General features: G+C 72.4%; 26 protein-coding genes and 1 pseudogene. 13 read left to right on the top strand and 14 right to left on the bottom strand.

Annotated features, from left to right (window positions below; all coding sequences use genetic code 11):
- The 3 genes and pseudogenes from ACFWEE_RS13125 to ACFWEE_RS13115 all read right to left on the bottom strand — a co-directional run.
- A pseudogene (locus ACFWEE_RS13125) lies at nucleotides 1-100 on the bottom strand (electron transfer flavoprotein subunit beta); the annotation flags it as partial.
- A 305-nt stretch (nucleotides 101-405) separates the two neighbouring features.
- Nucleotides 406-912: a flavin reductase family protein gene (locus ACFWEE_RS13120; RefSeq protein ID WP_386888681.1), complete on the bottom strand. Its 507-nt coding sequence runs from the start codon at nucleotides 910-912 to the stop codon at nucleotides 406-408.
- 196 nt (nucleotides 913-1,108) lie between these two features.
- Nucleotides 1,109-1,435, bottom strand: coding sequence for a thioredoxin family protein (locus tag ACFWEE_RS13115; protein WP_386888680.1), 327 nt, complete (start codon nucleotides 1,433-1,435; stop codon nucleotides 1,109-1,111).
- 217 nt (nucleotides 1,436-1,652) lie between these two features.
- Here ACFWEE_RS13115 and ACFWEE_RS13110 point away from each other — a divergent pair, with 217 nt between their 5' ends.
- Entirely contained in the window at nucleotides 1,653-2,375 is a 723-nt protein-coding gene (locus ACFWEE_RS13110; protein ID WP_327174126.1) for a lysophospholipid acyltransferase family protein, read from the top strand.
- 87 nt (nucleotides 2,376-2,462) lie between these two features.
- On the opposite strand, the gene ACFWEE_RS13105 is transcribed toward ACFWEE_RS13110, so the two are convergent.
- The 4 genes from ACFWEE_RS13105 to ACFWEE_RS13090 all read right to left on the bottom strand — a co-directional run bounded on the left by ACFWEE_RS13105 (nucleotide 2,463) and on the right by ACFWEE_RS13090 (nucleotide 6,405).
- The gene (locus ACFWEE_RS13105) at nucleotides 2,463-3,062 is read right to left on the bottom strand and encodes a transglutaminase domain-containing protein (RefSeq protein ID WP_386888679.1); all 600 of its coding nucleotides are present in this window, start codon (nucleotides 3,060-3,062) and stop codon (nucleotides 2,463-2,465) included.
- Nucleotides 3,063-3,161: 99 nt separating this feature from the next.
- On the bottom strand, nucleotides 3,162-4,241 hold the full coding sequence (locus ACFWEE_RS13100) for a threonine aldolase family protein (RefSeq protein ID WP_386888678.1): 1,080 nt from the start codon (nucleotides 4,239-4,241) through the stop codon (nucleotides 3,162-3,164).
- Complete coding sequence (locus tag ACFWEE_RS13095; RefSeq protein ID WP_386888688.1) at nucleotides 4,220-4,981, bottom strand: SDR family NAD(P)-dependent oxidoreductase; 762 nt, start codon at nucleotides 4,979-4,981, stop codon at nucleotides 4,220-4,222. The genes ACFWEE_RS13100 and ACFWEE_RS13095 overlap by 22 nt, the downstream gene beginning before the upstream one ends.
- A gap of 26 nt (nucleotides 4,982-5,007) precedes the next feature.
- The gene (locus ACFWEE_RS13090) at nucleotides 5,008-6,405 is read right to left on the bottom strand and encodes a DUF6421 family protein (RefSeq protein WP_386888677.1); all 1,398 of its coding nucleotides are present in this window, start codon (nucleotides 6,403-6,405) and stop codon (nucleotides 5,008-5,010) included.
- Between the two features lie 247 nt (nucleotides 6,406-6,652).
- Here ACFWEE_RS13090 and ACFWEE_RS13085 point away from each other — a divergent pair, with 247 nt between their 5' ends.
- Nucleotides 6,653-7,321 carry a glycerophosphodiester phosphodiesterase gene (locus ACFWEE_RS13085; protein ID WP_386888676.1) on the top strand — a complete coding sequence of 223 codons (669 nt, stop codon included), beginning with the start codon at nucleotides 6,653-6,655 and terminating at the stop codon, nucleotides 7,319-7,321.
- 84 nt (nucleotides 7,322-7,405) lie between these two features.
- Here the strand turns inward: ACFWEE_RS13085 and ACFWEE_RS13080 are convergent, their stop codons facing one another.
- Nucleotides 7,406-7,957 (bottom strand): GNAT family N-acetyltransferase, encoded by a 552-nt coding sequence (locus tag ACFWEE_RS13080; protein ID WP_386888675.1) that lies wholly within the window; start codon nucleotides 7,955-7,957, stop codon nucleotides 7,406-7,408.
- Between the two features lie 246 nt (nucleotides 7,958-8,203).
- On the opposite strand from ACFWEE_RS13080, the gene ACFWEE_RS13075 reads away from it, so the two are divergent.
- From ACFWEE_RS13075 to ACFWEE_RS13050, 6 genes are all read left to right on the top strand, one after another.
- A complete protein-coding gene (locus tag ACFWEE_RS13075; RefSeq protein WP_386888674.1) occupies nucleotides 8,204-8,791 on the top strand; it encodes a DUF5134 domain-containing protein in 588 nt (195 codons plus the stop codon).
- Nucleotides 8,792-8,927: 136 nt separating this feature from the next.
- A complete protein-coding gene (locus tag ACFWEE_RS13070) occupies nucleotides 8,928-9,866 on the top strand; it encodes a M56 family metallopeptidase (protein ID WP_386888673.1) in 939 nt (312 codons plus the stop codon).
- A 175-nt stretch (nucleotides 9,867-10,041) separates the two neighbouring features.
- Entirely contained in the window at nucleotides 10,042-10,797 is a 756-nt protein-coding gene (locus ACFWEE_RS13065) for a phosphatase PAP2 family protein (protein WP_386888672.1), read from the top strand.
- A gap of 19 nt (nucleotides 10,798-10,816) precedes the next feature.
- Nucleotides 10,817-11,536 carry an HAD family hydrolase gene (locus ACFWEE_RS13060; protein ID WP_386888671.1) on the top strand — a complete coding sequence of 240 codons (720 nt, stop codon included), beginning with the start codon at nucleotides 10,817-10,819 and terminating at the stop codon, nucleotides 11,534-11,536.
- Nucleotides 11,537-11,673: 137 nt separating this feature from the next.
- Entirely contained in the window at nucleotides 11,674-11,859 is a 186-nt protein-coding gene (locus tag ACFWEE_RS13055) for a hypothetical protein (RefSeq protein ID WP_386888670.1), read from the top strand.
- A gap of 54 nt (nucleotides 11,860-11,913) precedes the next feature.
- Complete coding sequence (locus ACFWEE_RS13050; RefSeq protein WP_386888669.1) at nucleotides 11,914-12,429, top strand: GNAT family N-acetyltransferase; 516 nt, start codon at nucleotides 11,914-11,916, stop codon at nucleotides 12,427-12,429.
- 184 nt (nucleotides 12,430-12,613) lie between these two features.
- Here the strand turns inward: ACFWEE_RS13050 and ACFWEE_RS13045 are convergent, their stop codons facing one another.
- A complete protein-coding gene (locus ACFWEE_RS13045) occupies nucleotides 12,614-14,107 on the bottom strand; it encodes an LVIVD repeat-containing protein (RefSeq protein ID WP_386888668.1) in 1,494 nt (497 codons plus the stop codon).
- Nucleotides 14,108-14,448: 341 nt separating this feature from the next.
- On the opposite strand from ACFWEE_RS13045, the gene ACFWEE_RS13040 reads away from it, so the two are divergent.
- On the top strand, nucleotides 14,449-15,111 hold the full coding sequence (locus tag ACFWEE_RS13040) for a DUF305 domain-containing protein (RefSeq protein ID WP_386888667.1): 663 nt from the start codon (nucleotides 14,449-14,451) through the stop codon (nucleotides 15,109-15,111).
- A gap of 64 nt (nucleotides 15,112-15,175) precedes the next feature.
- Here ACFWEE_RS13040 and ACFWEE_RS13035 read toward each other — a convergent pair whose 3' ends face one another.
- The 4 genes from ACFWEE_RS13035 to ACFWEE_RS13020 form a co-directional block, all read right to left on the bottom strand.
- On the bottom strand, nucleotides 15,176-15,592 hold the full coding sequence (locus tag ACFWEE_RS13035) for an ArsR/SmtB family transcription factor (protein ID WP_386888666.1): 417 nt from the start codon (nucleotides 15,590-15,592) through the stop codon (nucleotides 15,176-15,178).
- A 67-nt stretch (nucleotides 15,593-15,659) separates the two neighbouring features.
- Nucleotides 15,660-16,469 (bottom strand): methyltransferase domain-containing protein, encoded by an 810-nt coding sequence (locus ACFWEE_RS13030; RefSeq protein ID WP_386888665.1) that lies wholly within the window; start codon nucleotides 16,467-16,469, stop codon nucleotides 15,660-15,662.
- A 111-nt stretch (nucleotides 16,470-16,580) separates the two neighbouring features.
- Nucleotides 16,581-17,678 carry an NADH:flavin oxidoreductase/NADH oxidase gene (locus ACFWEE_RS13025; protein WP_386888664.1) on the bottom strand — a complete coding sequence of 366 codons (1,098 nt, stop codon included), beginning with the start codon at nucleotides 17,676-17,678 and terminating at the stop codon, nucleotides 16,581-16,583.
- Between the two features lie 323 nt (nucleotides 17,679-18,001).
- Complete coding sequence (locus ACFWEE_RS13020) at nucleotides 18,002-18,406, bottom strand: hypothetical protein (protein WP_386888687.1); 405 nt, start codon at nucleotides 18,404-18,406, stop codon at nucleotides 18,002-18,004.
- A 284-nt stretch (nucleotides 18,407-18,690) separates the two neighbouring features.
- Here ACFWEE_RS13020 and ACFWEE_RS13015 point away from each other — a divergent pair, with 284 nt between their 5' ends.
- From ACFWEE_RS13015 to ACFWEE_RS13000, 4 genes are all read left to right on the top strand, one after another.
- Complete coding sequence (locus ACFWEE_RS13015; protein WP_386888663.1) at nucleotides 18,691-19,782, top strand: WD40/YVTN/BNR-like repeat-containing protein; 1,092 nt, start codon at nucleotides 18,691-18,693, stop codon at nucleotides 19,780-19,782.
- A gap of 113 nt (nucleotides 19,783-19,895) precedes the next feature.
- On the top strand, nucleotides 19,896-20,573 hold the full coding sequence (locus ACFWEE_RS13010) for a uracil-DNA glycosylase (protein WP_386888662.1): 678 nt from the start codon (nucleotides 19,896-19,898) through the stop codon (nucleotides 20,571-20,573).
- Entirely contained in the window at nucleotides 20,570-21,625 is a 1,056-nt protein-coding gene (locus ACFWEE_RS13005) for an N-acetylglucosamine kinase (RefSeq protein WP_386888661.1), read from the top strand. Before ACFWEE_RS13010 ends, ACFWEE_RS13005 begins: the two co-directional genes overlap by 4 nt.
- Nucleotides 21,626-21,758: 133 nt before the next feature.
- Nucleotides 21,759-22,682 (top strand): sirohydrochlorin chelatase, encoded by a 924-nt coding sequence (locus ACFWEE_RS13000; protein WP_386888660.1) that lies wholly within the window; start codon nucleotides 21,759-21,761, stop codon nucleotides 22,680-22,682.
- Between the two features lie 102 nt (nucleotides 22,683-22,784).
- Here the strand turns inward: ACFWEE_RS13000 and ACFWEE_RS12995 are convergent, their stop codons facing one another.
- Nucleotides 22,785-23,846 carry a lactonase family protein gene (locus ACFWEE_RS12995; protein ID WP_386888659.1) on the bottom strand — a complete coding sequence of 354 codons (1,062 nt, stop codon included), beginning with the start codon at nucleotides 23,844-23,846 and terminating at the stop codon, nucleotides 22,785-22,787.
- Nucleotides 23,847-23,978 lie beyond the last annotated feature (132 nt).

The following is a 23,978-nucleotide window of genomic DNA, read 5'->3' as shown; positions in this document are numbered from 1 at the left end:
CGTCCACGTCCTCACGGTCCACCGTCAGGTCATCGGCGAACCCCCGGTCACCGGTCGCGTCGGGCACGTACTTCACAGGGACAACGATCCTCAAGCTCACGCCGGCTCTCCTACTGCATCGTGAATTCTGGGCTGCCTCGGTTGGTCGCAGCATAGGCGCCCCGGGAGGCGGTTTCCCGGTCAGGGCGACCGGCACACCGAGCGAAATATTACTCGCCAGTACACCCTTCACGTGCCCAGTGAGCAAGCGCTTGGAACTGTGATGTGGCCAACGCGGCGGGCCCGGAGAAAGGCGACCGCGGACGGGGCCGGACCAGGCCGGACCCGGGTGGTGTCCGACCCTCACCCGCCGGACACCACCCGGAGGTCCCGGCGCCGGGTACGGCCCCGCGGCAGCGCCCCGGGTCAGTCCCGCAGCGCGGTGAAGCGGCCCTCGTGGTAGAGGAGCGGGCGGCCCCCGCCCGCGGGGTCGCCGACCTCGACCTGCGCGATGACGATGCGGTGGTCGCCCGCGGGCACCCGGGCCACCACGCGGCAGACCAGCCACGCCACCACCCCGCCGAGCACCGGTACACCCTCGGGTCCGTGGTGCCAGTCGGTGTCCGGGCCGAAGCGGTCGGCCCCGGAGCGGGCGAAGGTGGCGGCCAGGTCGGCCTGGTCCTCGGCGAGTATGTGCACGCCTATGTGCGCGGCCTCGGCGACCACGGGCCAGCTGGAGGACGAGGTGGAGACGCCGAAGGAGATCAGCGGCGGTTCGGCGGCGACGGAGTTGAGCGAGGTGGCGGTGAATCCGACGGGCTTCCCACCGGAGGCGGTGATCACGGCGACCCCCGCGGCGTGCTGCCGGAAGACGGAGCGCAGCAGTTGCGGGGAGGCCGGCACGGGGGTGCGGAGCTCGGGCGAAACCGTCATGGAATTGTCCTTCTGCGAGTCGGGCGTACGGGGCCGTAGGTGCTCAGGCACCCGGACAGCGCGCACTCGCGTTGCGTGCCAGGTCGACGTGGACCCGGCCGTAGAGAAGGATTTCCGGCGGCATAACGTCAGACTGACGATGCGCGACCGCTACCGTCAAGTGCGTATCGCCATGTGGGAGCGGCGTCACCGCCGATCACATCGCCTGACCGAGCGCGGCTACGACGTCGACGGTGCGTGGCTGCCCGGTCGCGCGGCGGACGACCGCGCCGCCCGCGTCGAGGACGAGGACGGTCGGTGTGCTGCGGATGCCGAGCCGGCGGACGAGCGTGAGATGGGCCTCGGCGTCGATCTCGACGTGGGCGACGCCCTCGACCATGCCCGCGACCTCGGCGAGGGTGCGGCGGGTGGCGCGGCAGGGCTGGCAGAAGGCGGTGGAGAACTGCACCAGTGTCGCCCGTTCGCCCAGTTCCGCGCCGAGTTGGGACGCGTCCAGCCTCTGCGCGCTCGCGGTCCTGTCCACCGTCGTCCTTCCGTCGGAGTTCCTCGCAGGACGTCAGCGCCGGGGGACGGCGGCGCATTCCCGGCCGGGGCACGTGATGAGAATCTCGCCGCCCGGCCCCATCGGGACTGGCCACCGCGTCGCACATGGGGCACCATCGCCACAATGCCGAAAACCTACGGCCGCGTAACTTCCGCCGGGAGAACCCCCCAGGCGCAGAAGAAGGAGTCTTCTCCAGATGGCAGAACTCGTCTATCGACCGGTCATCGGCGCCGCTCGCACCATGTTCAAGGCGCTGGACCTGAAGATCGACACTCAGGGTTCGGAGAACATCCCGAGAACCGGTGGCGCGGTGCTGGTCAGCAACCACATCAGTTATCTCGACTTCATCTTCTCCGGGCTCGCCGCCCTTCCGCAGAAGCGCCTCGTCCGGTTCATGGCCAAGGAGTCGGTGTTCCGGCACAAGGTGTCCGGTCCGCTGATGCGCGGGATGAAGCACATCCCGGTCGACCGGAAGCAGGGTGAGGACGCCTACGCGCACGCGCTGGCCTCGCTGCGGTCCGGCGAGATCGTGGGGGTGTTCCCCGAGGCGACCATCTCCTCGTCCTTCACTCTGAAGAGCTTCAAGTCGGGTGCCGCCCGGCTGGCCCAGGAGGCGGGGGTTCCGCTGATCCCGATGGCGCTGTGGGGTACCCAGCGGATCTGGACCAAGGGACACCCGCGCAACTTCCGGCGGAACCACATCCCGGTGACCATAAGGGTCGGCGCCCCGGTCGAGGCCCCGGTGGACCAGTACGCGGGGGCCATCACCCGGCGGCTGCGCGAGCGGGTCCAGGAGCTCCTGGAAGCGGCGCAGCGCGCCTATCCGGTACGGCCGAAGGACGCGGGCGACACCTGGTGGGTGCCCTCCCACCTCGGCGGTACGGCTCCGACGGCGGCGGAGGTCCGCGAGCGCGGCTGATCCGGGCGGCCGGGCCGGGTGGGCCGGCCCCGCGCGAGTCGGCTCACCCGGGCCGGCTCACGCGGGCCCGGCAGCGCGCTCCGGGCGTCAGAGCGCGCCGGGCAGCATCTCCCACAGCTCGTGCCGGTCGCGCGCCCTCCGGAGCGCCCCCAGCACCTCGGGACGGGGCGCCGCGTACAGCACGGGGTAGTCCGCTTCCCCCGAGGCGGTCCGCACCGGCCAGGCCAGCCGTTCGTGGTCGAGGGAGAACCGCGCGTCGACGCCGGGCGTGTTGCCGCGCGCGTCGACGCGGGCCCAGCGCTCCCGCCCCGGGAGCCGCAGGGCGACGAGTCCGTGCAGCATGGACCTGTTTCCGTCGTCGTTCACAAGCCTCTGGTAGCAGAGCGCGGCGGGAATGCCCGCGGCGCGCAGCAGCGCGGCCAGGGCGTGGGACTTGGCGTGGCAGATGCCGTTCCGGGTCGCGAGGACGTCGGAGGCCCGCCAGCTGACCCGCAGGTCCCCCGAATCGACGGAGTGCCAGATGGTGTCGCGTACGAAGGTGAAGGCCGCCTCCGCGTATGTGTATGCGTCGCTGGTCTCGGCGCCGAGGCGTCGCGCGGTCTCGGTGACGTACGGGTGCTGGTGGTCGATCGCTTCGTCCGCCGCGAGATAGGCGTCGAGTTCCGGGTTTTCCTGGATCAGTTCCATGCCCGCCGACCATAGGAGTGCGGCCGACCGGGAGCAAATATTTTTCCGGTCGGCCGCATCTTCATGCAAGCAGTACGCCTACTTTGGTACCGCGCCTCTTCAGCTCTTCAGCTCTTCGGCCAGTGCCTCGACGAAGGCGTCCACGTCGCTCTCGCGCGTGTCGAAGGCGCACATCCAGCGGACGTCTCCCGCCGCCTCGTCCCAGAAGTAGAAGCGGAACCGCTTCTGGAGCCGTTCGGCCACGTCGTGCGGGATCCGGGCGAAGACGCCGTTGGACTGGACGGGGTAGAGGATCTCCACTCCGTCCAGGGCACGGACGCCCTCGGCGAGGCGCTGGGCCATCGCGTTGGCGTGCCGGGCGTTGCGCAGCCAGAGGTCACCCGCGAACAGGGCTTCCAGCTGCACGGAGACGAAGCGCATCTTGGAGGCGAGCTGCATCGACGTCTTGCGCAGGCGCTTCATCGCACGGACCGCGTCGGGGTTGAGCACCACGACGGCCTCGCCGAAGACCGCGCCGTTCTTCGTGCCGCCGAGGGAGACCACGTCGACGCCCGCGTCGGTGGTGAAGGCGCGCATCGGCAGGTCGAGGGAGGCCGCCGCGTTGGCGATCCTCGAGCCGTCGAGGTGGACCTTCATCCCGAGCCCGTGGGCGTGGTCGCAGATCTCGCGGATCTCTTCGGGGGTGTACAGGGTGCCGAGCTCGGTGCTCTGGGTGATCGAGACCACCTGGGGCATCGCGCGGTGCTCGTCGTCGAAGCCGTACGCCTGGCGGTCGATGAGCGCGGGCGTCAGCTTGCCGTCCTCGGTCGGGACGGTGAGCAGCTTCAGCCCGCCCACGCGTTCCGGGGCCCCGCCCTCGTCCATGTTGATGTGCGCGGACTCCGCGCAGATCACCGCGCCCCAGCGGTCCGCCAGGGCCTGGAGGGACAGCACGTTGGCCCCGGTTCCGTTGAAAACCGGGTATGCCTCGGCGCCCTCACCGAAGTGGCCGCGTACGACGTCCTGGAGGTGTTCCGTGTACGCGTCCCCGCCGTAGGCGACCTGGTGGCCGTCGTTGGCGAGGGCGAGGGCGAGCAGGATCTCCGGGTGGGTTCCGGCGTAGTTGTCACTGGCGAAACCGCGTATCTCCGGGTCGTGATGACGACGCGCGTCGGTCGTTACGGTTGCGGAGTCAGCCACAGGCGCTTTCCGTTCACATCGGGGGCGGGACGTTCCCAGACGCCGGCGATGGCCTCGGCCAGTTCCGTCACGTCGGTGAAGCCCGCGAATTTCGCAGTCGGGCGCTCGGCGCGCATCGCGTCGTGCACCAGTGCCTTCACGATCAGGATCGCAGCCGCCGTCCTGGGCCCTTCCTCGCCCCCCGCCTTGCGGAAGGCGTCGGCGAGGGCGAGGGTCCACGCCTCGGCGGCGGCCTTCGCCGCGGCGTAGGCCGCGTTTCCCGCAGTGGGCCGGGTCGCGCCCAAGGCGCTGATCAGGACGTAGCGGCCCCGGTCGCTGCGCTCCAGGCCCGCCTGGAAGGCGAGCGAGGTGGACTGCACGGTGCGGATGAGCAGCTTCTCCAGCGCGTCCCAGTCGCCGAGATTGGTATCGGCGAAGTTCGCGCTGCCGCGCCAGCCACCGACGAGGTGGACCAGGCCGTCGATCCGGCCGAACTCCGTCTCCGTCTTGTCCGCCCACGCGCGGGCGGCGTCCGGGTCCAGCAGGTCGACGGTCTCCCCGGTGACGCTGGCCCCGCCGTGCGCGTACCGTGCGGCGTCCACCGCTTCGGCGAGCCGCTCCGGGTGGGCGTCGGCCCCGACGACCGTCGCTCCCGCCTCGGCGAGGCGCAGCAGCGTGGCCCGCCCCGCCGGGCCGGCCGCGCCGGCCACCGCGATCACCGCGCCTTCGAGTGGGCCGGTTCCGTTACGGACACCGTTCATGGCCACCGCCTCCTTGCGACCCTCGCTCACGCGGCCACCTGCTCGACGCTCGCCGCGGTGATCCCCACCGTGGACGCGATCACGTGCTTCAGCTTCTTGGAGAGCGCCTCATAGAACATGCTCAGGGGAAACTCGTCCGGAAGCACGTCGTCCACGAGTTTGCGCGGGGGAAGTGTCAGGTCCAGCGCGTCGGGGCCCTTGGCCCAGCGCGAGCCCGGGTGCGGGGCGAGATACTCCGCGACCAGGTCGTACGCGGCGAACCAGTGGACGAGCTTGGGGCGGTCGATGCCGTCGCGGTAGAGCTTCTCGATCTCGCCGCAGAGCTGGTTGGTGATCTGCGGGGCGCGGTCCCAGTCGATCTTCAGGGTGTTGTCGGTCCAGCGGACCACGTCGTGCTTGTGGAGGTAGGCGAAGAGCAGCTGACCGCCGAGGCCGTCGTAGTTGCGCACCCGCTGGCCGGTGACGGGGAAGCGGAACATGCGGTCGAAGAGGACGGCGTACTGGACGTCCCGGCCCTGCGGGAAGCCGTCGGCTTCCAGCTTCACGGCCTCCTTGAAGGCGGTGAGGTCGCACCGCAGCTCCTCCAGCCCGTACATCCAGAACGGCTGGCGCTGCTTGATCATGAAGGGGTCGAACGGCAGGTCGCCGTGGCTGTGGGTCCGGTCGTGGACCATGTCCCAGAGCACGAAGGCCTGCTCGCAGCGCCGCTGGTCGCCGACCATCTCCTGGATGTCCGCGGGAAGCTCCAGGCCGAGGAGGCCGACGGCGGCCTCGGTGACCCGGCGGAAGCGGGCGGCTTCGCGGTCGCAGAAGATGCCGCCCCAGCTGAAGCGGTCGGGTGCCTCGCGCACGGCGATGGTCTCCGGGAAGAGCACCGCGGAGTTGGTGTCGTACCCGGAGGTGAAGTCCTCGAAGGTGATGCCGCAGAACAGCGGGTTGTCGTAGCGGGTCGCCTCCAGGTCGGCGAGCCACTCGGGCCAGACCATGCGGAGCACGACCGCTTCGAGGTTGCGGTCGGGGTTGCCGTTCTGCGTGTACATCGCGAAGACGACGAGGTGCTGGAGACCGTCCGCCCGGTTGGCGGCCGGCTGGAAGGCGAGCAGGGAGTCCAGGAAGTCCGGCACCCCGAAGCCGCCCTCGGCCCAGCGGCGCAGGTCGCCGACGAGGGCGCGGTGGTAGGCGGCGTCGTGCGGGAGGAGCGGGGAGAGCTCCTCCACCGCGCCGGTGATCCGGTCGAGGGTGGCGCCCACGACGGCGGCCGTGGGGGCGTCCTCGGCCCCGAAGTCGATCGAGCCGTCCTTCGACTGCCAGGGCCTGATCTCCTCCACGGCGTCCCTGAGCACGGGCCACGCAGGGTGGTCGACCACCCGCCCGGCCGCGACCACGCCGCTGCCGGGGGTGTCGTGTACCAGAATTTCCGTCATAACCGTTTCCTCCACAGGGCCTCGCGTGCGGCGAGCGTATCCGGGCACGGTTCCCCAGGACAAGTGGGATCCAATAAATTATCCTGCCCAACCCCCATGGTCACCGCCGATTTTCCTGCAACAGCCTAGAACCACGTTACTTCCGTCACCCATGTCGTGCCGGGTCGGAGGCTGGGTAGGTACGCCCCCGGCAGCCGGGGCGGGACGTGGGAACGCGCCGGGCCACGTGAGGAATCAGGAGAGTGCCTTGTCCTTCGTCACCATCGGTCATCGCGGGCTCATGGGCGTCGAGCCCGAGAACACCCTGCGGTCCTTCGTCCGGGCGGAGCGGGCGGGGGTGGACGCCATCGAGCTGGACCTGCATCTGAGCAAGGACGGCGCGCTCGTGGTGATGCACGACGCCGAGGTGGACCGCACGACCGACGGCACGGGCCGGATCGCGGACAAGACGCTGGCGGAGCTGCGCGAGCTGGACGCCGGGCAGGGTGAGCGGGTGCCCCTCTTCGAGGAAGTGCTCGACGCGGTGGGCTCGCCGGTCCAGGCGGAGATCAAGGATGTCGCGGCGGCCCGGGCGCTGGCCGAGGTGATCACCCGGCGGGGTCTGGCGGGCCGGGTGGAGGTGTCGTCCTTCCACGACGAGGCGGTCGCGGAGATCGCCGAGCTGCTGCCGGGCCTGCCGACCGTGCTGATCGCCAGCCGCTGGGGCCCGGACGTCGTGGAGCGGGCGCGGGCGGCGGGCGCGGCCACGCTGGCGCTCAACATCCGGCGGCTGACGCTGGAGACCGTGGAGCAGGCGCGCGCGGCCGGTCTGCGGATCATCGCCTGGGTGGTGAACACGCCCGAACAGCTCTCCCTCGTACGGGCGTTCGGGCTCGACGGCGCGACGACCGACCGCCCGGAGATCCTCGGGGCCTGAGCCTCGCGGGGCGGGCTGAGAGCACGAAGGGCCCCGCCGTACGGCGGGGCCCTTCACCTGTGCGAAAACACGGCCGGCGCCTGCCTACGGGAGCGCCTTGACCAGCAGCTCGAACTCCAGGTCGTCGCGGAGCGGGACACCGAAGCGCTCGTCGCCGTACGGGAAGGGGCTCATCCGGCCCGTACGGCTGTACCCGCGGCGCTCGTAGAAGGCGATCAGCTCGGCGCGCACGGAGATCACCGTCATCTGCATCTCGGTGGCGCCCCACTCCTCGCGGGCCACCCGCTCCGCCTCTGCGATGACGGTCTTGCCCAGCCCGGCGCCCTGACGGCCCGGCCGGACCGAGAACATGCCGAAGTAGGCCGCGTCGCCCCGGTGTTCGAGCTGGCAGCACGCGACGATCGCGCCGTCCTGTTCGGCCACGAGCAGGCGTCCGCCGGAGGTCGCGATGATCCCGCGCACCTCTTCGTCGTTGGTCCGCCGGCCTTCGAGGATGTGCGACTCGGTGGTCCATCCCGTACGGCTGGACTCTCCCCGGTAGGCGGACTCGACCAGCTCCACGAGCGCCGGCACGTCGTCCTCGGCCGCGTCGCGGAAGGTGAGCCGGTGCGCGACGCGCGGCGGGGCGATCTCCATGGAACGGTCTCCGTTTCTCCGCCGGTGCGGCAGGACTCCCGGGCCCGCCCGCCGGGCGGGGCTCCGCTTCGGCGCCGGACCTCTGCTCCGGCGCCGCGCACGAGGGTAACCCGATCACCGCAGCCCACCACGAACCCGGTCGCTCCCCCTTGTGCACCCTTCGCGCCACCGTGCGCCTGGTTGTCACGGCGGCGCGCGGGAATCGAGTACGGGACAGCTTTGGCACACCGGAGGGGGAGGTGCGCTGTGCACGGACCGGCGCTGTCCGGCTGGCTGCTCATGGTGCTGTGCGCGGCCACGGGCGCCTACTGCCTGCTGCGGGCACGCGCCGGGAGCGGGGAGGAGCGTCGCGTCGCCCACGCCGAGGCGCTCATGGGATTCGGCATGGCCGCGATGGCCGTCCCGGCCGCCCTGCTGACGCCCCCCGGGTGGGCCTGGGCGGCCTGCACCGTGCTCTTCGGCGGGGCCGCCCTGCGTTCGGCCTGGGCCGCACGCCGGGGCGGACACCATCTCCACCATCTGGTCGGCTCCCTGACGATGGTCTACATGGCCGTGACCATGGGGCCCTCCACGGCGTCCGGAGCGGGCGGCGGTCCGCACGCCGGACACACCGGAGCGGGCACGGGGGCGGGCCTGCCCCTGCTCACCGGTGCGCTCCTCGTCTACTACGCGCTCTACGTACTGGGCGCGGCCGGGCGCCTGATACCCGTCGCCGCGGGCGCCGGGGCGGGGACGGCCGCCGTGACCGGGGGCTGGCGTGCCCGGCCCGAACTGGCGCTCGCCTGCCGGGTGACGATGGGCCTGGCCATGCTCGCGATGCTGGCGGGCCTCTGACCCGACGGCCGGGCGGGACCCGCGCACGCCCCCGGTCCCCCGGGCCGTGCGCTCCCATGCGTCCGTGCGCCGTGGCGTACGTCACTTGACCGTCGGAGCCGTATCGGCGCCCATCGCGCGCTCATAGGCTGACCGCATGTTGGTCTCCCTCGCCCTGCTGTCGCTCGGCGCACTGACCGCCGTGGTGGCTCCCCGCCTGATGGCGCGGGCCCGGTGGCCGGAGCGCGAGCCCGTGGTGGCGCTGTGGGTCTGGCAGTGCGTGGTCGCCGGAGTGCTGGTCTCCTTCGCCCTGTCGATGACGTTCAGCGCGGCGGCGGCGTGGCAGGCGGTCCGGGGCCACGTCTTCGCACCGGCCCCGCGCGCGGTCGTCGAGGCGTACGCGCTGGCCGGGTACGGCCCCTGGTCCGCGGTGGTGGCCGTGGTGCTGGCTTCCGGAGGCGTGTGGAGCGGGGCGATGCTGCTGCGCGAGGTCCGCCGCGCACGCACCCGCCGGCGCCTGGCTCGCACCGAACTCCTCGTCCGCTCACCGCTGTTGGACGGCGAGAAGCCCGGCGACGAGCGGCTGGTGATCCTGGAGGGCGGGCGTCCGGACGCCTGGTGGCTGCCGGGACCGGCCCCGCGGCTCGTCATCACCACCGCCGCGCTGAGCCGCCTGAAGGGGCGTCAGCTGGACGCGGTCCTCGCCCATGAGCAGGGGCACGCCCGGGCCCGGCACGACTGGCTGCTGCACTGCTCCGCTGCCTTGGCCAACGGTTTCCCGCAGGTACCGGTCTTCGCCGCGTTCCGCGACGAGATGCACCGGCTGGTCGAGCTGGCCGCCGACGACATGGCGTCCCGGCGCTTCGGCCGGCTGACGACCGCCCTCGCACTGGTCGGACTCAACGAGGACCGGGGGGTGTTCGACCCCTGCCGCGCCCAGGACGGGCAGCTGCCGCGCCGCGTCAACAGGCTGCTGGAGCCGGGGGAACGGCTCACCGCCGGGCACCGGCTCCGGCTCACCGCCGCGGCCTCCCTGGTCCCGGTCGTTCCGCTGCTGGTGGCGTTCGTACCGGCGATCGGCGCGCTGCGGCCGTAGGCCGAGGCCGCCACCGCCCGACGAGCGGCGCGCTGCGGCCGTAGGCCGAGGCCGCCCCGGCGCGCGGGTCGGCGCCGGGCACGGAACCAGGCCTGGGCCGTGTACGGCCGGAACCCGCCGTTCCGCGCGGGGCGGCGTCCGCCGGAACGCGGGCGGTTTCGGCGAGGATCGCCGCATGTCCTCTCCCGCCCCTCCCCCGACGCGGCCTTCCGGACCGGCGGCGGTCTCGCGCGCCACGCGGACCGGGGCGGTCTGCGGCGTGCTCGCCCTCGTCCTGCTGGTGATGGTGGCCACCGCCTGGACGCCGTTGAAGGCGCTGGACCAGGCCGTCGCCGAAGGACTCCACCGCCGTGCCGTCAGCCATCCCGGGGAGGTCCGAGTCGCCCGGGTGCTGACGGACTGGGTGTGGGATCCGTGGACCGCGCGCGCCCTGGTCGCGGTCGCCGTGGTGGCGCTGTGGTGGCACGGGGCCCGGCTCCTCGCCGGCTGGATCGCGGCGACCATGCTCTTCGCCGCCCTCCTCCAGCAGGGCATCAAGGCGGCCGTGGGCCGGGACCGCCCGCACTGGCAGGACCCGGTGGACTCCGCGCAGTACGCGGCGTTCCCCTCGGGCCACGCCATGTCCGCGACGGTGGCGGGCGGCCTGCTGCTGTGGCTGCTCTGGCGGGCGCGGCCTGCTGCCCCGGTCCGCGGCGCGGCGGTCCCGGTGGCCTGCGTCTCCTGGGCGTGCGTCGCCGTGGCGGTGGTCTCGGTGGTGGGTGTCTCCTTCACCCGGGTCTACCTGGGGGTGCACTGGCTCTCGGACGTGGTGGCCGGGGTGCTGCTCGGGGCGGGCGTGGTGGCGTTCTCGGTCGCGGGCCACACGGCGGTGGTCCGCGCCCGGTCGGGCGGCGGCCTTGACCGGACGGGGAATTTGTCACACCGATCCTGAGCGCGGCAGGATCGGCCCCATGACGATCAAGGGCGTGCTCTTCGACTTCTCCGGAACCCTCTTCCGTATCGAGTCGGTCTCCTCCTGGCTCCGCGCGGTCCTCGACGAGCAGGGCACGAAGACCGACGAGGAGAGCTTCGACCGGTACGTGCGCGAGCTGACGGAGGCCGGGGCGCTGCCGGGCGGGCCGAGCCCCGTACGCGTACCGGCCGCACTGGCCGAGGCGTACGCGGCGCGCGACGAGAGCGCCGAGCTGCACCGCGCCGCGTACTCGGGGCTCGGGCGCGAGGTCGCGCTGCCCGACGAGGGGACGCACGACGCCCTGTACGCGCGCCACATGTCGCCGGACGCCTGGCTCCCGTACCCGGACGCGGCCGAGGTACTGCGTGGCCTGCGGGAGAACGGCACGGCGGTCGGGGTGGTCAGCAACATCGGCTGGGACCTGCGCCCGGTGTTCCGGGCCCATGGGCTGGACGAGTTCGTGGACACGTACGTCCTCTCCTTCGAGCACGGTGTGCAGAAGCCGGACGTGCGGCTCTTCCGTACCGCCTGCGACCGCCTCTCCCTGCGTCCCGAGGAGGTGGTGATGGTCGGTGACGACCGTCACGCGGACGGCGGGGCCGCCGCGCTGGGGTGCGCGGTGCGCTTCGTGGACCACCTGCCGGTGACCGAGCGGCCGGACGGGCTGCGGCGCCTGGGGCTGGTGGCAGAGGCGGACGGCGGGCCGGGCGCGGCATGAGGTGCGTCCGGCAGGAGGTGCGCCGGGGGTGAGGTGCGCCGGGGGTGAGGTCTGCCCGGTGCGAGGTGCGCCGGGTGTGAGATGTTCCGCGCGCTCGGCGGCCGGATCGCCGGATTCGGCGCCGTAGCCTGGTGGACATGTCCCGTCCTCCCACTCCGTCCCGTTCCGTCCGTCCTGCCGCGGTGATCAATCAGGAGATCCGCGATCTGCTGCAGCGCTCGGACGGCCTCGTGCTGTCCGCCTCGGACGAGGCGACGTACCAGGGGCTGCTGGTCGAGTGGGCCGCCGCGACGGGCACGACCGTCCGGCGGACGGCGGCCTGAGCCACCGGCCGGGCCGGGGCACGCCCTCGTCGGGCCTGCTGCGATGATCCCGGGATGAACGACCAGAACGCTCTCCGCATCCTGCGCCTCCCCGGCGCCGAGGTCTCCGCCGCCCACGGCCTCACCGCCCTCCTCCGCGCCTACCATCTGCGCACGGAGGAGGAGAAGGGCCGGGCGGTCACGCGCCAGGAGGACCTTCCCGAGCGGTATCTCTCCGAGATCCGGTCACCGGCCACCGCGTTCGCCGGTGATCTGGTCCTGCTGGCCCTCGACGACGAGACCGCCGTGGGGTGCGCGATCCTGACCGCCCCCGACGGCGACGGGCGCTCGGAGATCAAGCGGCTGTGGGTCGGTCCCGCCTTCCGCGGCGGCGGCGTGGCGTCCGGTCTGCTCCGGGAGGCGCTCGCGGCGGCCGAGGGGAACAGCGCCCGCGCGGTGCGGCTCTCCGTCTGGAACTGGCGGGCCGGCGCGATCGCGCTGTACGTCCGCCACGGCTTCGCAGCCGTCGAGTCCTGGGAGGACCGGCGCGAGCTCGTCTGCATGGAGCGTCGCCCGGGCTCCGCAAGCTGATCTGACTCCGGCGATCCCCTGCGCCGCCGGAATCAGCGGGTCCAGCATCTCCCCGCACCGCTCGGCGGTCAACGCATTACTCCGTCCCGGCCACGTGGCGGCCCACGCGGTGCGGTCCGCCGGGTCTGGACCCGGCGGACCGCGTGACGCTGCTTCTCCCGCGCGCCGCCGATGTGGCGGTGGGTCAGCGGGCGAAGTAGTCGGGCTGCGTCTGGACGTTCAGTTCGTCGAGCCGGACCCGCTTCGCGGGGTCGGTCCGACGGTCGTGCAGGGCGAGGACGTCCAGGCCCTTCGCGATGTCGTTGGAGTAGATGTAGCCGTTGTAGTAGTACGCCGACCAGGGGCCGGCCGTGGTGACGGCGTCGAGATTGACGGGGCCGCGCTCGAAGTAGGCGATCTCCTGGGGCTTGCTGGAGTCGGTGAAGTCCCAGACGGAGATACCGCCCTGGTACCACGCCTGGACCATGAGGTCCCGGCCCTTGACCGGGATGATCGAGCCGTTGTGGGCGACGCAGACCTCGACGTCGGCCTGGTAGCGGCCGATCTTGAAGTAGCTGCGGAAGACCAGCTTGCGGTGGTCGCCCTTGCCGACGATGTCGTAGATGCCGTCGGCGCCCCGGTTCGGTCCGATCTGCTCGTTGCAGGTGGCCGCGCCGCCGCCGCCGAGCTCGTCGGTGAAGACGACCTTGTCGGCGTCCTGGTTGAAGGTGGCCGAGTGCCAGAACGCGAAGTTCACGTTGTCCTGCACCCGGTCGATGATCTTCGGGTTGGCCGGGTCCTTGATGGAGAACAGCAGGCCGTCACCCATGCAGGCACCCGCCGCGAGGTCCTCGGAGGGCAGCACGGTGATGTCGTGGCAGCCGGTGGTCTTGGCGACGCCGGGGTTCGTCGGGGATCCCGGGTTGCCACCGTCCGGGAAGAGCACCGGGAAGTTCACGATCCGGGCCTCCTCGGGCGCCTTGCGCGGCACCTTGATGACGGAGATCCCGTCGTGCGGCGGCTGGCAGTCCGGGAACGCCTCGTTGGGCGAGTACGAGGACACGTACACGTACACCTCGTTGCGCTTCGGCACGATGGTGTGGGTGTGCGAGCCGCAGGCCGTCTCGACGGAGGCGACGTACTCCGGGTGGCGCTTGTCGCTGATGTCGAAGACCTTGATGCCCTCCCAGGAGGACTTCTCGGTGGCGGGCTGGGTGGTGCTGGCACAGGAGTTGTCGCTGCGCGAGGAGTCGGTGGAGAGGAAGAGCAGGTTCCCCGAGACGGAGACGTCGTTCTGCGAACCGGGGCAGAGCACCTGGGCGACGGTCTTCGGCTTCTTCGGGTTGCTGATGTCGAAGACGCGGAAGCCGTCGTAGTTGCCGGCGAAGGCGTACTTGCCCTGGAAGGCCAGGTCCGTGTTCGTGCCCAGCAGCGCGTCCTTCGGCACGTTGGTGAGGTGCTCGATGTTGTCGCTGTGGACGATCTCGTCGACGCCGGGGATGTCGCCGCTCGCGATGGCCGCTTGCGCTTGGGCGCGGATGTCCGACGACACCGTCGCCGCCGCGCTTGTGGTGGTGTCGCCGGGTTCGGGTGACGCGACGGCGTTCGTGGCTGTCAACAGCGTCGCGAGGAGACCGGCCGCGGCGGCTGCCACGCCCAGTCGTCTCCGTCGCACCTGGGTGGTGTGCAACAAGGTCACTTCGTCCTCCCTTGATGCCGTTCGGGGTCGAACGGTTCTCGGTCCTCGGAAGTATGGCTTCTTTCATGTACACATCAACAGACGGCAACAGAGACGTAATGAAAGTTTTTGATCAACGTGGCGTGGAAGCATGCTAGGGGTTATCCCGCAGTGCGTGGCGGATCAGTGCGCGGCGTCAGATGCGGTGCATCGCAAGGCGGAAGGGCGTTCGCATACGGGATGTGTGCGGACGTTCCGACAACGCGGCGAGGTGCCGTAGCTGTCGTCGCGCACCCACCAGGCATTGCGGGACAACCCTTGGTTGTTGGTCATCAACTCTCCTCTAGGCAACGGAGGCCGCAGTGCTGTTCGACCGACAGACGTTCCGCCCGCGTGCGGCGGCCCTTGCCGTGGCCGCGATCGCCGCCGTGTCCGTACTCGCCCTCTCCTCGTGCGACGCGGACGAGGACACGTCGTCCCGGAAGACCACGGGTCAGAGCGTCGTCGCGCCCGGGAAACCCGGCGAGAAGTCGAGGACCCTCACGGCGGACGAGGCGCGGAAGGAGACGGTCGCCGACACCCCGAACTCCGCCGACTTCCAGTACGTGCAGAGGATGATCCACCATCACGAGCAGGCCCTCGTGATGACGGATCTGGCTGGGCAGCACGCTACTTCGCCCTCGGTGCGACGGCTCGCGGAGCGCATCTCGGCCGGGCAGAAGCCGGAGATCGAGGCCATGCGAGGTTGGCTGAAAGACAACCACGGCGAAGAGCGCGCGGCACACGATCACGCCACGATGCCCGGCATGGCGACCTCGGCGCAGCTGACGCGCCTGAAGGCCGCACGGGGCAAGGCGTTCGACCAGCTCTTCCTCACCCTGATGATCACCCACCACCAGGGGGCCATCACGATGGCCACGGCGGCGCTCACCGACGGCAACAACGTCCGGGTGGAGGAGATGGCCACCGACGTCGCCGCACAGCAGACCGCGGAGATCGACCGGATGCGGGCGCTGCAGTCCTGACCCGGCACCGGGAGGGAGCGCTCGTGCCCACCTGCCCGCCTCCGGACCTTGCGCCCTCAGACCCTTACGGTGCCGGCCGGACCACCGTTCCTCGTGCCGCTTCCTCGTCGGCCGCTCGCAGGACGCTGTCGAGCAGGCCGGGGAAGAGCTGCTCCAGGTCGTCGCCGCGCAGTTCGTTCAGCTTCGCGGTGCCCCGGTAGATCTGGTGGATGACCCCGCTCTCCCGCAGTACGCGGAAGTGGTGGGTCAGGGTGGACTTGGCGACCGGGAGGGCGAAGGACGAGCACGCCAGCCCGGCCGAAGCGACGGCCATCTGCCGGACGATGCGGAGCCGTATCGGATCGGACAGCGCGTGCAGCACGTGTTCGAGCCGGATCTCGTCCAGTGCGGGATGGGCGAGCACACGGGCGCCGCCGGTCGCCGCGAGGCGCCCCCGAGTGAGGGACGCGGCAGGGACGACGGTGTCGCTGGCGGGGGTCACGATGGGCTCCACTTCGTCCGAAGGTCTCCATGGTACGAAAGCCGCGGGGGTGGCCACGCGGGGCGGGTCAACGCGCGGTGGCCACCACGAGCCGGGCCCGCGGGCTGCCGTCCGGCCGCGTCCCCAGGTCCGTCAGGGGGCTCAGGCGCACCGAGAATCCGGTGGCCGCGAGGTCGGTGAGCACGTCGGGCAGCCGAAACGTGCGGTAGTACATGACGAAGCGCGGGCGCCACAGGGCGTTGCGCACGCGCATCGCCGCGTCGAACCCGAGGAGCGTCCAGTACGCGCGCGAGCCGAGGGAGGGCGGGGCGCCCACCGGGAAGACGAACCGCCCGCCGGGCCGGAGCGAGGCATGGACCTGGGCGAAGAGCGCGGGGCGTTCGCGCGGCAGGAAGTGGCCGAACGCGCCGAGGCTCAGCGCGAGGTCGAAGGCCGGTGCGAAGGGCAGGGCCCTGGCGTCGGCCCGCACCCAGTCGACCACGGGGCCGTGCGGTGCGGCCGGGCCTCCCGCCCCTGCGGCAGGGGGCTCCGTCGTTCCGGCCGCGGCCTCCCTCCCTCCGCCCTGACCCGCCACCGCATCCGGCAGCGAGGACCGGCCGACGGCGAGCATGCCCGCGCTGAAGTCGACGCCGGTGACCCGTTCGTGGCACACCTGGCGCAGCACGCCGATGCCCGCGCCGGTGCCGCAGCAGACGTCCAGCCCGCGGGCGAACGGGCCGAGCGGCCGGAGCGCCCCGGTCACTGCGTCGAGGACACGGTCCGGGGTGCGGTAGGGCGAGTGGTCGAATTTCGGGGCGAGCAGGTCGTACCCGCGCTCGGTCGAGGAGAGCGCCTGGACGGCGAGTTCGCGGAAGGTGGGGCCCTGTGTGGTAGGCATCGCGGCCACCCTACCGAGGAGCGCGCTTCTCCCCCGCCCTCCGCGCCTCGCGGGAGGGGCGGAGGGGGTTCCCCCGGCCCGGCGGTGCGGGCCGGGGAACCCTCGTGCGGGTCAGACCGAGCGGCCGTACTGGTTCGGGACCCGGACCTCGCCGCCCAGTTCGCGCGCGGCGCTGCGGGCGAAGTAGGGGTCGCGCAGCAGTTCCCGGCCGATGAGGACGGCGTCGGCCCGCCCGTCGGTGAGGATCTTCTCGGCCTGCACGGGCTCGGTGATGAGGCCGACCGCGGCGACCGGAAGACCGGTCTCGGTCCGGACGCGCTCGGCGAAGGGGACCTGGTAGTCGGGGCCCACGGGGATATCGGCGCGGGGCGCGTTGCCGCCGGTGGAGACGTCGAGCAGGTCGACGCCGTGTGCCTTGAGGTCGCGGGCGAAGCGGACCGTGTCGTCGCCGGTCCAGCCTTCGCGCGGGTCGTCCGTGTTCTCGGTGAGCCAGTCCGTGGCGGAGACGCGGAAGAAGAGCGGCAGCTCCTCGGGCCACACCTCCCGTACGGCGTCCACGACTTCGAGTGCGAGGCGGGTGCGGTTCTCGAAGGAGCCGCCGTAGGCGTCGGTGCGGTGGTTGCTGTGCGGGGAGAGGAACTCCCCGATCAGGTAGCCGTGGGCGCCGTGGATCTCGACGACCTGGAAGCCGGCGGCGAGCGCACGCCGGGCGGCGTCGGCGAACTGCCGCACCACGTCCTTGATCTGATCGACCGTCAACTCAGCCGGGACGGGGCTTGCTTCGTCGAACGCCAGCGGGCTGGGTCCGAGCGGCTGCCAGCCGCCGTCCGCCTCGGACAGCGCGCCGCCACCGCGCCAGGGCGCGTCGGTCGAGGCTTTGCGGCCGGCGTGACCGAGCTGGATCCCGGAGATCGTCCCCTGGGCGGCCAGGAAGGAGGTGATCTTCCGGAACGCCTCCACCTGACGGTCGTTCCAGATGCCGAGGTCGGCGGGGCTGATGCGGCCCTCGGGGCTGACTCCGGTCGCCTCCACCAGGATGAGCCCGGTGCCGCCGACCGCACGGGAGGCGTAGTGCGCGAAGTGCCAGTCGTTGGGCACTCCGGCGTCCGGGCCGGTCGGCGCGGCGCTGTACTGGCACATCGGCGGCATCCAGACGCGGTTGGGCACGGTCACCGACCGCAGGACGTAGGGCTCGAAAAGGGCGCTCACGCCGGACTCCGTTTCGCAGGCACACGACTTCGCCGCCGGGCGGAAGGCGCCGACGACGTCAGCCGTGCGCCGGGAGTCCCGCCGGACCCGCCCTCCGGGCGGACGGCGCCGCTCTCGGCACACGGCTTAGTACGAGATCCACCGTACTACGACGATCGACGAACTAAGGAGACGGCCTTACGGCGTTCCTACAGCCGTTCACGGACGAGCTCGCACAGCCGAGCGCGCGGGGACCCGGGCGGCCCCGCTCCCCCTCGGCCCCCGCTCCCCCGCCCTTGATCCTTCGCCCTTGCCCTTGGCCCTTGCCCCTTGCCCCTCGGCCCTTACTCGTCGGCCCGCAGCCGTCGCCGCAGGGTGATCGGGGTCGTGGCGTCGTAGACCTGCGTCCAGCTCCGGCCACCCCCGGACGTCCAGGTGACATGGACGCTCGCCCCGTCGGCCCTGGCACCCTCCACGGTCATCACGCGGGGGCCGTCCCGCACGTCGCCCCGGAGCAGTTCGTCCGCCCGTACGGTGACGGGGCCGGCCGGACTGGAGCGCTCCACCAGGTCCGCGGTGGCAAGGAGCGCCGCCGCCAGTTCCCGGGCCGCCGCCGGGGTGCACCCGAGATCCAGGCGCCGGTCCGGGGCCACGATCCTCAGCCCGACCCGGAGCGGATCTCCCGGGGTGCCGGGCTCCACCTCCCAAGCCGCCGCGCGCCCCTCGGCGTCCTCGAACCCGCTGCTCATCCTGGTGCTCCGCTCCCGCTTCGGGGCCACGCGATCTGCGTACCGGGCCCGCCCCGGCATTCCAGCACATCCGCCGCATCCGCCACATCGGTGCGTCCGGGCCGGTGCGCGGCGGCGACGGGCGCCCCCACCTCGCCGCTCCCGACAGTCCCGCGCCTCACCGCGCCCGGCCACCCCGCACCCGACCGCCCCGCGCCTCACCGGCCCGGCCGCCGCCCAGCCGTCGCCATACGGGTGCAAACTGGCGCACATCCGCTAACTACGGCGTTTCGGGAGGTTCGGCCATGACCGACGTTCTGCTCACGGTGGGCACGCGCAAGGGGCTCTTCATCGGGCGCAGGCACGGGGGGACCTGGGAGTTCGGCGCCCCCCATTTCAACGCGCAAGCCATCTACTCGATCGCCATCGACACCCGGGGCCCGGCGCCGCGGCTGCTGGTGGGCGGGGACAGCTCGCACTGGGGGCCGTCCGTCTTCCACTCGGACGACCTCGGCGCGACCTGGGTGGAGCCCACCCGGCCCGCGGTGAAGTTCCCGAAGTTCACCGGGGCGTCCCTGGAGCGCGTCTGGCAGTTGCAGCCGGCCGGACCCGAGGCGCCGGACGTGGTCTACGCGGGGACCGAGCCCGCCGCGCTGTTCCGCTCGCAGGACCGGGGCGAGTCCTTCGAGCTGGTCCGGGCGCTCTGGGAGCATCCGACGCGTTCGCGCTGGGTGCCGGGCGGCGGGGGCGAGGGGCTGCACACCATCCTCACCGACCGGCGCGACCCCCGGGCCGTCACCGTCGCCGTCTCCACGGCCGGTGTGTTCCGGACGAGCGACGGGGGCGAGAGCTGGGAGCCCGCGAACAAGGGGGTGTCCGCGGTCCATCTTCCCGACCCCGAACCGGAGTTCGGCCAGTGCGTGCACAAGGTCACCCGTGACGCGGCCGATCCGGACCGCCTCTATCTGCAGAACCACTGGGGCGTGTTCCGCAGCGACGACGGGGGTGACCGGTGGACGGACATCGGCACGGACCTGCCGTCCGACTTCGGGTTCGCGGCGGTGGCGCATCCCCACCGGGGCGGCACCGCCTACATCTTCCCGATCAACGCCGACATCGACCGGGTGCCCGCGCAGCACCGCTGCCGCGTGTTCCGCACCACCGACGCCGGGGCGAGCTGGGAGCCGCTGTCACGGGGGCTGCCGGAGGGCGACCACTACGGAACGGTGCTGCGCGACGCGCTCTGCACGGACGGCGCCGACCCTGCGGGGATCTACTTCGGCAACCGCAACGGCGAGGTGTTCGCCAGTGCCGACGACGGCGACACCTGGACGCAGCTCGCCGCACATCTGCCGGACGTGCTCTGCGTCCGGGCCACGGCCCTGGGGGATGCCTGACCACGCCCCGTGGTCGTGGGCACGCGGCGCGTACCGGCTGTCGGCACCCCGGGCGGCCCGCGTACCGACCGGGCAGTTGATCGTTCCGGCCGTACGCCCAGTAGAGTGCGCGCGTGGCAGCACGACCGTTGAACGAAATCATCGAACCCGGCTGGGCCGAGGCCCTCGAACCGGTGGCCGGGCGCATCGCGGCCATGGGCGACTTCCTCCGTACGGAGATAGCCGCGGGTCGCACCTACCTCCCGTCCGGCGCGAACGTCCTGCGGGCGTTCCAGCAACCCTTCGCCGACGTAAGGGTTCTGATCGTCGGTCAGGATCCGTATCCGACGCCGGGTCACGCGATCGGGTTGAGTTTCGCGGTGGCACCCGACGTGCGTCCGGTACCGGGAAGCCTCGACAACATCTTCCGTGAGATGCACAGCGATCTCGGACTGCCCCGGCCGTCCAACGGCGACCTGACGCCCTGGACGCGCCAAGGGGTGCTTCTCCTCAACAGGGCGCTGACCACGGCTCCGCGCCGTCCGGGCGCCCACCGCGGCAAGGGGTGGGAAGAGGTCACCGAGCAGGCGATCCGGGCGCTCGCCGCGCGCGGCACCCCGCTGGTGTCGGTGCTCTGGGGCGCCGACGCGCGCAGGCTGCGACCGCAGCTGAGCGCCTACCCGGCCATCGAATCCGCGCACCCCTCCCCGATGTCGGCGGACCGCGGCTTCTTCGGCTCCCGCCCGTTCAGCCGGGTCAACGAGTTCCTGGAGCGCCAGGGGGCGCAGCCGGTGGACTGGCAGTTGCCGTGACGCCGGGCTCCGAGGCGTACGTGGTCGGGGTGGACTCCGGCGGGTCCGGGCTCCGGGTCGCGCTGGGCACCGCCGATGCCGCCGTTCCCGCTGCCACGACCGTCTGCCCGGAGCCCGTGCGCACCGGCCCCGACGGCATCGACGCCGACCACCTGCTGGGCCAACTCCTCCCGGCGGTCGAACGGTTGACGCACGAGGTCACCGGTGCGCGGACACCCGTCGGCGGCGTGCGCGTTGCCGCGCTCGCGGTGGGTGCCGCCGGGATGGCGACCCTGGGTGACGATCTGCGCGCGCGGCTTCCGCGGGCACTGGCCGCGTCGCTCGGGGTCCGGCCGCTGGCTCTCGCGGCGGACGGGGTGACCGCGTACGCGGGCGCTCTCGGGCAGCGTCCGGGCGCCGTCGTCGCGGGCGGCACCGGAATGATCGCGCTCGGCACCGACCTCGGCACATGGCGGCGGGCGGACGGCTGGGGCCATCTGCTCGGTGACAGCGGGGGCGGCGCGTGGATCGGCCGCGAGGGTCTGGACGCGGCGCTGCGCGCGCACGACGGCCGGCGCGGCGGTTCACCCGCACTGCTGGCGCGACTTCGGGCCGTGTTCGGTCCGCCGGCCGGGCTGCCCGCCCTGCTCTACCCCCGCGGCGACCGGCCGGCGCTGCTCGCGTCGTTCGCGCCCGAGGTCGCAGCCTGCGCCGGGGAGGACGTCGTCGCCGCGTCGATCCTGCGCCGCGCGGCCGGGCACATAGCCGAGTCGGCCGCTGCCGTGTGTCCGCGGGCGGAGAACTCCGGAACCCGAGAACGTACCACGGGCTCCGGCGGCGAGGCTGCCGAAGTAGCTCTTACGGGTGGCCTGTTCCGGATGGGTGATCCGCTGCTCGGGCCGCTGCGCGAGGAGTTGGGGCTGCTGTTGCCGCACGCCTCCCTGGTGCCCGCCGCCGGAGACCCGCTCGCCGGTTCGCTGCTGATCGCACGGGCTCTGGCCAGGTCGGATCTTCGGCTGCCCCGCCATCCGACCCTCCTGCACGTCGTCGGCGACGACCTCGGAGGCAACTGAGGAACAGCCCTGGAGGCCAGACAGAGCGGGGCAGTTGACCGATACGTCACCCATCGGACATAAAAGGACAGATAACGCCCTGCTGGACCCTCCCTGAACGAGGGGGCAACCAAAACCAGTAGCATGCGGCGCCATGAGCACCCCCACTGGGCCCGCTTCCGGCCTGCCTGTACGAATGCCGCGACCTCGCCAGTCCGGACGGCACCGCCGCCCGGAGCCCGTGGTCGCACCCGAGGGCGCTGCCGCGCTCGTTCTCGCCGTTCCCGGCACCCCTTCCCCGGCCTCCCGCAGCGTGGCCGAGGAAGTCATCAGCATCGCCCGTTCCGAGCTGCCCGGCCTCAACGCGGTCATCGGCTATCTCGAAGGCGACGACGAGGAATTCCCTGCGCTCGCCTCCGTGCTCGCCCAGCAGGCCACCGAGCGCGTCGCGGCGTACGAGCAGGCCACCGCGGCGGGCCGCGAGGTCCCGGCGCCCGAGGGCCCGTCCGCCGTGGTGGTTCCGCTGCTCGCGGGACCCGACAGCGCCCTGATCCGCCGGATACGGCAGGCGGTCATGGAGAGCGGCACGCAGGTCGAGCTGACCGACGTGCTGGGTCCGCACCCGCTGCTGGCGGAGGCGCTGCACGTGCGGCTGTCGGAGGCCGGTCTGGCGCGGGCCGACCGCGCCCGGCTGTTCACCGTCGCCACCGCCGCCGACGGCATCGTGCTGGCCACGGTGGGCGGCGACGAGGCCGTCAAGGCGGCCGGGATCACCGGCATGCTGCTGGCCGCCCGGCTGGCCGTGCCCGTGATGGCGGCGGCGCTGGACGTGGAGGGCTCGGTGTCCTCGATCGCGGACCAGCTGAAGAACGCCGGCTCCGTCCAGCTCGCGCTGGCGCCCTACCTGGTGGGTCCCGAGGTCGACACGGGCCTGCTGGACGCGGCGGCGAAGGAGGCGGGCTGCGCGACGGCCGAGCCCCTCGGCGCGTACCCGGCGATCGGCAAGCTCGTGCTGTCGCTGTACGCCTCGGCGCTCGGCATCTCCCCGGCGATGCCCCAGGGCGTCCCGGCGCACTGATCGCACGCCCTGACAGCGCCGCGCGGTGCGTACCCCCTGTGAGCGGGTACGCACCGCGCGACGCTGTCCGAGGCGATCCCGGGATCGGCCCCGGGATCGGGCTCAGGCTCGGACGAAGACGACGCAGGAGGCGGCCGGGGCGTCGATCGAGCCCGCATGGCGCGGCACTCCGGTCTCCTGGTCGACGGCGAACCAGCTGACGTCTCCGGAGCGCTCGTTGGCCGCGTACAGCCACTGCCCGGTGGGGTCGAGCGCCAGGTCGCGCGGCCAGTTGCCGCCGCAGGGGACGGACGCGACCAGCTGCGCCTTCTCGCCGGTCTCGTCCAGGGTGAGCACGGAGATGCTGTCGTGCCCCCGGTTGGCGGTCCAGACGAACCGTCCGTCGAGCGAGACGACGACCTCGGACGGGTAGGTGCGGTCCGGGGCCCCGGATGCTTCCTCGGGCAGCACGGGAACCTCGTGGAGCGGCTCCAGGACACCCGAGGCCGCGTCCCAGCGGCAGACGGTGAGGGTCGGCTCCAGCTCGTTCAGTACGTAGGCGTGGCCGCCCGCCGGGTGGAAGGCGAGGTGGCGGGGGCCGGTACCGGGGCGCAGCGCAGTCTCGCCGTGGGGGCGCAGTTCGCCGGTGACCGGGTCGACGGAGCCGATGTACACCGAGTCGGTGCCGAGGTCCACGCTGAGCAGCCAGTCGCCGGACGGGTCGGGCAGCACCTGGTGGGCGTGCGGTTCCGACTGCCGTTCGGCGTCGGGGCCGCTGCCCTGGTGCTGTTCGACGAAGACGGCGGCGCGCAGCGATCCGTCCTCCCGGAGCGGCAGCACGGTGACGCTGCCGGAGCCGTAGTTCGCGGTGACCAGGTGGTTCGCCGCCAGGGTGAGGTGGGTCGGTCCGTCGCCGTTCACCGAGCGCAGGCAGCCGCCGATGAGCCGGGGCGTCTCTCCGCTGATGTCGAGGGCGGCAGCCGCGCCCTCGGACGCCTCGCTGACGGCGTAGAGGATCGTGCCGTCGGCCGATGCCACGAGGAACGACGGGTCGGGGACGGTGTCGGTCGAGCCGACCACCGTGAGCGCGCCGGTCTCCCGGTCCACCTCCGCGACGGTGATGCCCTGTCCGCCCGCGGTGGTGAAAGACCCTATGAACGCCCGCCCGGCGCTGTTGCCGCTCATCGCGCTACCCCTCTTGCCCGTACCTGGTGTTTTGGGTGCGGGCCGTGCGGTCCGCCCGGCCGACGGTAGCAGGGACCCGGCGCCCGGCAGGGCCAGGCACGGGCAGCTCCCGGTGCCGGGGCGGCGGTCCGG

The organism is Streptomyces sp. NPDC060184, assembly GCF_042728795.1.
GTDB lineage: Bacteria > Actinomycetota > Actinomycetes > Streptomycetales > Streptomycetaceae > Streptomyces.
This window is presented reverse-complemented; position numbering and strand designations above follow the sequence as displayed.